The sequence below is a fragment of the Phenylobacterium sp. genome (assembly GCF_031412415.1).
GTDB lineage: Bacteria > Pseudomonadota > Alphaproteobacteria > Caulobacterales > Caulobacteraceae > Phenylobacterium.
Window position 1 is genome coordinate 22771 of sequence record NZ_JANOCX010000167.1, and the last position, 7044, is coordinate 29814.

At 67.1% G+C, this 7044-nt stretch carries 8 protein-coding genes and 1 pseudogene; 6 read left to right on the plus strand and 3 right to left on the minus strand.

Translation table 11 applies throughout. The features are described from left to right. Nucleotides 1–2: 2 nt before the first annotated feature. Entirely contained in the window at nucleotides 3–578 is a 576-nt protein-coding gene (locus RMO04_RS08110) for a YqaA family protein (RefSeq protein WP_309644277.1), read from the minus strand. A 114-nt stretch (nucleotides 579–692) separates the two neighbouring features. Here RMO04_RS08110 and hppD point away from each other — a divergent pair, with 114 nt between their 5' ends. The 6 genes and pseudogenes from hppD to RMO04_RS08140 all read left to right on the plus strand — a co-directional run bounded on the left by hppD (nucleotide 693) and on the right by RMO04_RS08140 (nucleotide 5708). Continuing rightward, the gene (hppD, locus tag RMO04_RS08115; RefSeq protein WP_309644278.1) at nucleotides 693–1802 is read left to right on the plus strand and encodes a 4-hydroxyphenylpyruvate dioxygenase; all 1110 of its coding nucleotides are present in this window, start codon (nucleotides 693–695) and stop codon (nucleotides 1800–1802) included. Nucleotides 1803–1805: 3 nt separating this feature from the next. Further along, nucleotides 1806–2789, plus strand: coding sequence for an isoaspartyl peptidase/L-asparaginase (locus RMO04_RS08120; protein WP_309644279.1), 984 nt, complete (start codon nucleotides 1806–1808; stop codon nucleotides 2787–2789). After that, the gene (locus RMO04_RS08125; protein WP_309644280.1) at nucleotides 2790–3923 is read left to right on the plus strand and encodes a homogentisate 1,2-dioxygenase; all 1134 of its coding nucleotides are present in this window, start codon (nucleotides 2790–2792) and stop codon (nucleotides 3921–3923) included. 16 nt (nucleotides 3924–3939) lie between these two features. Next, nucleotides 3940–4218, plus strand: coding sequence for a hypothetical protein (locus RMO04_RS08130; RefSeq protein ID WP_309644281.1), 279 nt, complete (start codon nucleotides 3940–3942; stop codon nucleotides 4216–4218). A 1-nt stretch (nucleotide 4219) separates the two neighbouring features. Beyond that, a pseudogene (locus RMO04_RS08135) lies at nucleotides 4220–5226 on the plus strand (fumarylacetoacetate hydrolase family protein). Continuing rightward, nucleotides 5223–5708 (plus strand): MarR family winged helix-turn-helix transcriptional regulator, encoded by a 486-nt coding sequence (locus tag RMO04_RS08140; RefSeq protein ID WP_309644282.1) that lies wholly within the window; start codon nucleotides 5223–5225, stop codon nucleotides 5706–5708. The pseudogene RMO04_RS08135 and the gene RMO04_RS08140 overlap by 4 nt, the downstream one beginning before the upstream one ends. 61 nt (nucleotides 5709–5769) lie before the next feature. Here the strand turns inward: RMO04_RS08140 and RMO04_RS08145 are convergent, their stop codons facing one another. Both RMO04_RS08145 and RMO04_RS08150 read right to left on the minus strand, forming a co-directional pair. After that, entirely contained in the window at nucleotides 5770–6078 is a 309-nt protein-coding gene (locus RMO04_RS08145; RefSeq protein ID WP_309644283.1) for a hypothetical protein, read from the minus strand. Nucleotides 6079–6176: 98 nt separating this feature from the next. Further along, the coding region (locus RMO04_RS08150) for a ferrous iron transporter B (protein ID WP_309644284.1) at nucleotides 6177–7044 on the minus strand (868 nt) is incomplete at its 5' end.

Genomic DNA, 7044 nt, shown 5'->3' on the forward strand with positions numbered 1-7044 from the left:
CTCTACAGCAGCTTGAGCGCGGCGAAACCCGCCACCAGAACGATCACGCCGATGACGGTGTAGAGCGTCAGGCGCTTTTCCACCTCTTCGCGCACCGCCGGGCCAAAGTACTTGATCAGGGTGGCGGTGAGGAAGAACCGCGCGCCCCGCGTCACCACCGAGGCCCAGACGAAGGTGAAGAACGAAAACTCGGCCAGACCCGCCGAGATCGTCACCAGCTTGTAGGGGATCGGGGTCAGGCCCTTGATAAGGATCACCCACAGGCCCCACTGGTCGAACCAGGCCTGGAACGCCGCCTGGCCGCCGGAATTGCCGGTGACCATCAGCAGCCACTCGCCGACCGGCCCCAGGAAGTGGCCGATCATGTAGCCGAACATGCCGCCCAGCACCGAGGCGACCGTGCAGATCGTGGCGTAAACATAGGCCCGCTCGGGCCTGGCCAGCACCATGGGCGCCAGCATGACGTCGGGTGGGATGGGAAAGAAGGAGCTTTCGGCGAACGATACCGCCGCCAGGCTGGCTGGGGCGTGACGCGAAGCGGCCAGGCTCATGACCCAGTCGTAGGTTTTGCGAAGCATGACGATCCGAAGCGGCGTTCAAACGTTTGCTACCAGCCGCCAGGGGACTTGTCTCCCGCCGCGGCATCAGGCATTTAGTTTCATCTGATACTATCTCTCAGGAGGAGGGCGTCGATGACGGCTCAAACGACCACCCAGGGCGCCATGTCCGGCGACCTCTTCGAGAACCCGCTCGGCACCGACGGGTTCGAGTTCGTCGAGTTCACCTCCCCGGAGCCCGAGCGGCTGAAGGGCCTATTCGAGCTGATGGGCTTCACGGCGGTCTCCCGGCACCGTTCCAAGAACGTGCTGCGGTTCCGCCAGGGCGACATCAACTTCATCCTCAACATGGAGCCGTCCGGCCAGGCCGCGGCGTTCCGCGAGGTCCACGGCCCCTCGGCCAACGCCATGGCCTTCCGCGTGAAGGACGCCGCCAAGGCCCTGAAGCTGGCCGTCGAGCGCGGCGCCAAGGCGGTGCAGGGACCGGTCGGGCCGATGGAGCTGAACATCCCGGCCATCGAGGGGATCGGCGGTTCGAACCTCTATCTGGTCGACCGCTACGGCGCCCAAGAGATCTACGACGTCGACTTCGTGCCGATCGAGGGCGCGGCCCAGGCGGTGGCTGAGAACGCCGTCGGCCTGACCTATCTCGATCACCTGACGCATAACGTGGTCCGGGGCGGCATGGCCAAGTGGGCCCAGTTCTATGAGTCGATCTTCAATTTCCGGGAAATCCGCTACTTCGACATCGAGGGCTCGCAGACCGGCCTGTTCTCCAAGGCCATGACCAGCCCTTGCGGCAAGATCCGCATCCCGCTGAACGAGAGCCAGGACGATCACAGCCAGATCGAAGAGTTCCTGAAGGACTACGGCGGAGAGGGCATCCAGCACGTGGCGCTCGGGACCGACGACATCTTCGCCTCCGTCGAGACGATGCGCGAGCGGGGCGTGAAGTTCCAGGACACGATCGACACCTATTTCGACGGCATCGACGCGCGGGTCCCGGGCCATGGCGAGGATGTCGAGCGATTGCGCGCCGATAGAATTCTGTTGGACGGCGCCCCCACCGAGGGCCAGGGCATCCTGCTGCAGATCTTCACGGAGAACATGATCGGCCCGATCTTCTTCGAGATGATCCAGCGCAAGGGCAACGAAGGCTTCGGCGAGGGCAACTTCAAGGCGCTGTTCGAGTCCATCGAGCTGGATCAGATCCGTCGCGGCGTGCTGCCGGCCAAGGAGGGCTGAGGCTTGGGCTCGCCGACCTGGGCCATCGCCGTCCACGGCGGCGCAGGCGTCATCGAGCGCAAGCATCTGCGGCCCGAGCAGGAGAGCGCCTATCGCGGCGCCCTGGCGCGGGTCGCGGAAGCCGGCGGCGCGGTCCTGCGCGCCGGTGGCTCGGCCCTGGACGCCATCGAGGCGGCCATCCACCTGCTGGAGGACGACCCACTGTTCAACGCTGGCCGCGGGGCGGTGTTCACCGCTCGCGGCGCCAATGAGCTGGACGCCTCGATCATGGATGGCGCGACCCTGGCGGCGGGCGCCGTGGCCGGCGTCACCCGCACGCGCCACCCGATCTCCCTGGCGCGCGCCGTCATGGAGCGGTCGTCCCACGTGCTGCTGGTAGGCGCCGGCGCCGACGCTTTCTCCAAGGCCAATGGCGTCGAGCAGGCCGATCCGTCTTACTTCTTCACCGAACGTCGCTGGCGAAGCCTCGAGAACTTCGCCAAGGCCCACGACCTGCCGGTTCCAGCCCGGCCGGTGGGCGACCAGAGGGCCGATCCCGCCCACGCCCTGGCCCATGACGAGGGCAAGTACGGCACGGTGGGGGTGGTTGCGCTCGACTCGGCCGGCGATGTGGCGGCCGGCACTTCCACCGGCGGCACCACGGGCAAGCAGTGGGGGCGGGTCGGCGACTCGCCGATCATCGGGGCGGGCACCTATGCGTCGAACGCCTCCTGCGCGGTCTCGGCGACCGGGACCGGCGAGTACTTCATCCGCCTGGGGGTGGCGCACGCGATCGCCGCCTTGGTGGAGCACAAGGGGCTGTCCCTGCAGGCCGCCGCCGACATCGTGGTTCAGGACAAGCTGACGGCCCTGGGCGGCGACGGCGGGATCATCGCCGTGGCGCCTGACGGACAGCTCGCCTGGAGCTACAACACCTCGGGCATGTACCGCGCGAGCCTGGCGGCCGACCGACCGCTGGTGGTCGCCATCTACAAGGACGAACCCTGAATGGCCCGCAACTGGATCCCGGTCCGCGCCGCGCAAGGAACCCACTCGCGCCAGGCCCACGCCGACATGCCCGCCGGCACCTATGAGCGGGAGATATCCAAGGAGGGCTTTTTCGGCCCTGCCGCCTTCATCCACCATCCCCGGCCGCCCACCGGCTGGAGCGACTTCCAGGGACCGTTGCGTCCGCGCGCCTTCGACCTGGCGCGTCTGAACGAGGCCCAGGGCTCGCCCTGGACCGCCCCGGTGATTCTGAAGAACGCCGCCTGCGAGATGCGTTTCTGGAAGTTGGCGCAGGCCATGCCGGGCCTGGCCCGCAACGCCGACGGCGACCAACTCCTGTTCGTTCACCAGGGAACGGGCGATCTCTTCTGCGACTACGGTCACATCGCCTATGAGGCGGGCGACTATCTCTATCTGCCGCGCGGGACGATGTGGCGGCTCAGCCCGTCAGCGCCGAGCGCCATCCTGATGATCCAGGCGACCAACAGCCACTTCACCCTGCCCGACAAGGGGCTGCTGGGCGGCCACGCCCTGTTCGATCCCGCCATGCTGGACACCCCGGCGCTGGACGACGCCTTCAAGGCGCACCAGGCGCAGGACGGTGTGACCCAGGTCGCCGTCAAGAAGCGCGGCGAGGTCTCCACGGTGACCTATCCCTACAATCCACTGGATGCCGTGGGCTGGCACGGCGAGCTGGCGCCGGTGCGGCTCAACGTGCGCCACATCCGCCCGGTGGTCAGCCATCGCTACCACCTGCCCCCCAGCGTCCACACCACCTTCGTCGCCGACCGCTTCGTGGTGTGCACCTTCGCGCCGCGCCCCTTCGAGACCGACCCGGGCGCGCTGAAGGTGCCGTTCTTCCATAACAATGACGATTTCGACGAGGTCCTGTTCTATCACGCTGGCGACTTCTTCAGCCGCGACCACATCGAGGCCGGGATGATGACCTTCCATCCCTCCGGCTTCACCCACGGCCCGCACCCCAAGGCGCTGAAGAACATGTTGAGCCAGCCCAAGGCCGCCACCGACGAATACGCCGTGATGATCGACACCCGCGATCCGCTGGACGTGGGCGAGGCCGCCTCTACGGTGGAGAACCCCGACTATGTGAACAGCTGGCGGACCCCCGGCTGAGCGTGAGGCGTCCCACATGGCGCAAGCCGACCTGAAGGCCGATCTGACGGAGGCCGCCGAGGAGGAGCTGGAGCGCGCCTGCTCGCTCACCCGCCGCGACATGGTGGCCTGCACGCCCTGGGGCGACACCTATGAGGGCTACACCCCGGCCGGCCGAGACGTCTGTTTCGAGCGCAATTATCTGTGGGTCGGCGACGCCGGCGGCGACATCTGCGTCGAGGTCGTGGTCTATTTGCCGCAGGCCTACGAACAAGGCGTGCGACTGACACGCACCATGGGCCGGGAGGAAACTTAGTATGAAGCTCGCTTCGCTCAAGTGGGGTCGTGACGGCCGCCTGGTCGTCGTCTCCAACGATCTCGCCTGGTGTGTCGAGGCGACCAATGTTGCGCCGACCCTGCAGGCCGCGCTGGACGACTGGGAACGTTGCGAACCGCTGCTGCGCGGTCTGGCCAACGGACTGGAGACCGGCTCGATCCCCCGCGTCCGCTTCCACGAGAAGGACGCCGAGAGCCCGCTGCCGCGCGCCTACCAGTGGGCCGACGGCTCGGCCTATGTGAACCACGTGGCGCTGGTGCGTAAGGCGCGCGCCGCCGACATGCCCGACAGCTTCAGACCGATCCGCTGATGTACCAGGGCGGCTCGGACGGCTTCCTGGCGCCGCGCGATCCCATCCCCCTGGCCGACGAGGCGTGGGGCTGCGACCTGGAGGCCGAGGTGGCGGTGGTCACCGGCGACGTGCCGCTGGGCGCCGGCCGCGAGGAGGCGCTCGCCGCCGTGCGCCTGGTGATGCTGGTCAACGACGTATCGCTGAGAAACCTGATCCCGGCCGAGCTCTCCAAGAACTTTGGCTTCTTCCAGTCCAAGCCCGCCTCGGCCTTCTCGCCGGTGGCGGTGACGCCGGACTCGCTGGGCGAGACCTGGAGGGACGGCAAGCTGCACGGCGCCGTGGAGGTCGAGCTGAATGGCACGCCGATAGGTGAGGCCGACGCTGGCGTCGACATGACCTTCGACTTTGGGACCCTCATCGCCCACGCCGCCAAGACCCGGGCGCTGTCGGCCGGGACCATCGTCGGCTCTGGCACAGTTTCGAATCGCGGGCCCGATGGCGGCCCGGGAAAGCCCGTCGCCGAGGGAGGCGTCGGCTATTCCTGCCTCGCTGAGTTGCGAACTGTCGAAACCCTTGCTCACGGCGCGCCCAAGACGCCGTTCTTGAAGCCCGGCGACCGGGTGCGGATTGAGATGCGCGATGGCCGCCGCCACACCATCTTCGGCGCCATCGAGCAAGAGGTCCAAGGGTCATGAGCATCAGGCGCCAGTTTTCCGACCCGCCTCCGGGCGAGCTGAAACTGGACGCCTATCTGCCGTATCGGTTGTCCGTGGCCTCCAACGCGGTCAGCCAGCTGATCGCGCGCGCCTATGAGGACCGCTTCGGCCTTTCGATCCCACAATGGCGGGTGATGTGCGTGCTCGCGGAGGACGGCGGCCTGACCCAGGGCGCCGTCGTCTCCCGCACCGGCATGGACAAGGTCACCGTCAGCCGCGCGGCCCAGGGCCTATCCACCCGCCGGCTGATCGGGCGCAGCGACCACCATGCCGACGGCCGCTCCCATGTCCTGGCCCTGACCGCGCAGGGCGCGCAGCTTCACGCCGAGGTCGCGCCTCTGGCCCTGGCCTATGAGGCCGCGCTGATCTCGGGTTTGTCGCCCGACGAGGTCGGTCTGCTGAAGCGATTGCTTGGCCGCCTCCAGAACGCGGCGGACGCCCTGTCCGGCGGCAAGGCTTAGCGCGCCAGGATCGGCCAGTTGTCACGGAGGATGTTCCGACCTCGGTCGAAGAAACGCAAGCTTAGTGCGCCGTCTCGGGGAGCTTGACGCTCCAACGGTGCGAGCCTTCGCCGAACTTCAGGTAGAAGCCGTGCGCCGCGCGGCGGACTTCATCGCGCAGGGCTTCCTCGAACGAGAGGATGACGGCGGCCTCGAAATCCTCGGGAATGTTCTTGATGTCGAGGCCGGTCTCGCGCGCCACGCTGGCGATCACATCGCGACGGTGGGCTTCGCCGCCAAGCAGCAGCAGGGTCTCTCGGATACGCTCGGCCAGGTGGTCGGTCGCGGGCTTTGCCGCGATCTTGCGGCGCTTCTGAGTGGTCGCTTGCATCCTGTCGCTCCCCGATTAGGAAAAGCTAGAACCAGTAGGTTTAGCGATCTCTTAAACGCCGCAATAAAATTCTCCCGGCGGTTGCGTATGGTGAAGCTTCAGCCTCCGCCCAGGGCGACCGCCGTCCGATAGACGACGAAGGCGGCGAGATAGGCGAGCGCGGTCATGTAGACGAACATGATGATTGGCCAGCGCCAGGAATTGGTCTCTCGCTTCACGACGCCCAGGGTCGGCGCGCACTGGGGCGCGAAGATGTACCAGGCGAGGAAGGCGAGGCCGGTCGCCAGCGACCACTGGCCAGCCAGCACCGAACCCAGGGCGCCGCTGTTGTTCTCGGCGTCGGCGACGGCGTAAACCGTGCCCAAGGCGGCGACGGCGACTTCCCGCGCGGCCATGCCCGGCACCAGGGCGATGGACATCTGCCAATTGAAGCCGATGGGGGCCAGGAGGGGCTGGATCGCATGGCCGATCATACCGGCGAAGCTGTAGTCGATGGCTGGTCCAGTCGCGCCTTCCGGCGGATAGGGGAAGGTCGACAACACCCAGATCAGGATCATGAGCGGCAGGATGATGCGACCGGCTCGGCTGATGAAGATTTGACCGCGCTGCGCCAGGTTTCGCAGCACGTTCAAAGGGTCGGGCATCTTGTAGGTCGGCAGCTCCATGAGGAACGGCTCCACCGCGCCGCGCCAGAACACGCGTCGGGTGACGAAAGACACGGCGAGCGCGCTGACGATGCCCGAGGCGTAGAGGCCGAACATCACCAGACCCTGCAGGCTGAAGATTCCGCCCACGGTCTCATTGGGAATGAAGGCGCCGATGATCAGGGTGTAGACCGGGATCCGCGCCGAGCAGGTCATCAGCGGCGCCACGAGGATGGTCGTCAGCCGGTCCTGCTTGGAGTCGATCACCCGCGTGGACATGATCCCCGGGATCGCACAGGCGAAGGATGACAGCAGCGGAATG

Excerpts from the sequence above, each read along its gene's own strand:
- RMO04_RS08140 (WP_309644282.1), top strand. The coding sequence starts at position 5,223 with ATGAGCATCAGGCGCCAGTTTTCCGACCCGCCTCCGGGCGAGCTGAAA.
- RMO04_RS08110 (WP_309644277.1), bottom strand. The coding sequence starts at position 578 with ATGCTTCGCAAAACCTACGACTGGGTCATGAGCCTGGCCGCTTCGCGT.
- RMO04_RS08125 (WP_309644280.1), top strand. The coding sequence starts at position 2,790 with ATGGCCCGCAACTGGATCCCGGTCCGCGCCGCGCAAGGAACCCACTCG.
- RMO04_RS08145 (WP_309644283.1), bottom strand. The coding sequence starts at position 6,078 with ATGCAAGCGACCACTCAGAAGCGCCGCAAGATCGCGGCAAAGCCCGCG.
- hppD (WP_309644278.1), top strand. The coding sequence starts at position 693 with ATGACGGCTCAAACGACCACCCAGGGCGCCATGTCCGGCGACCTCTTC.
- RMO04_RS08130 (WP_309644281.1), top strand. The coding sequence starts at position 3,940 with ATGGCGCAAGCCGACCTGAAGGCCGATCTGACGGAGGCCGCCGAGGAG.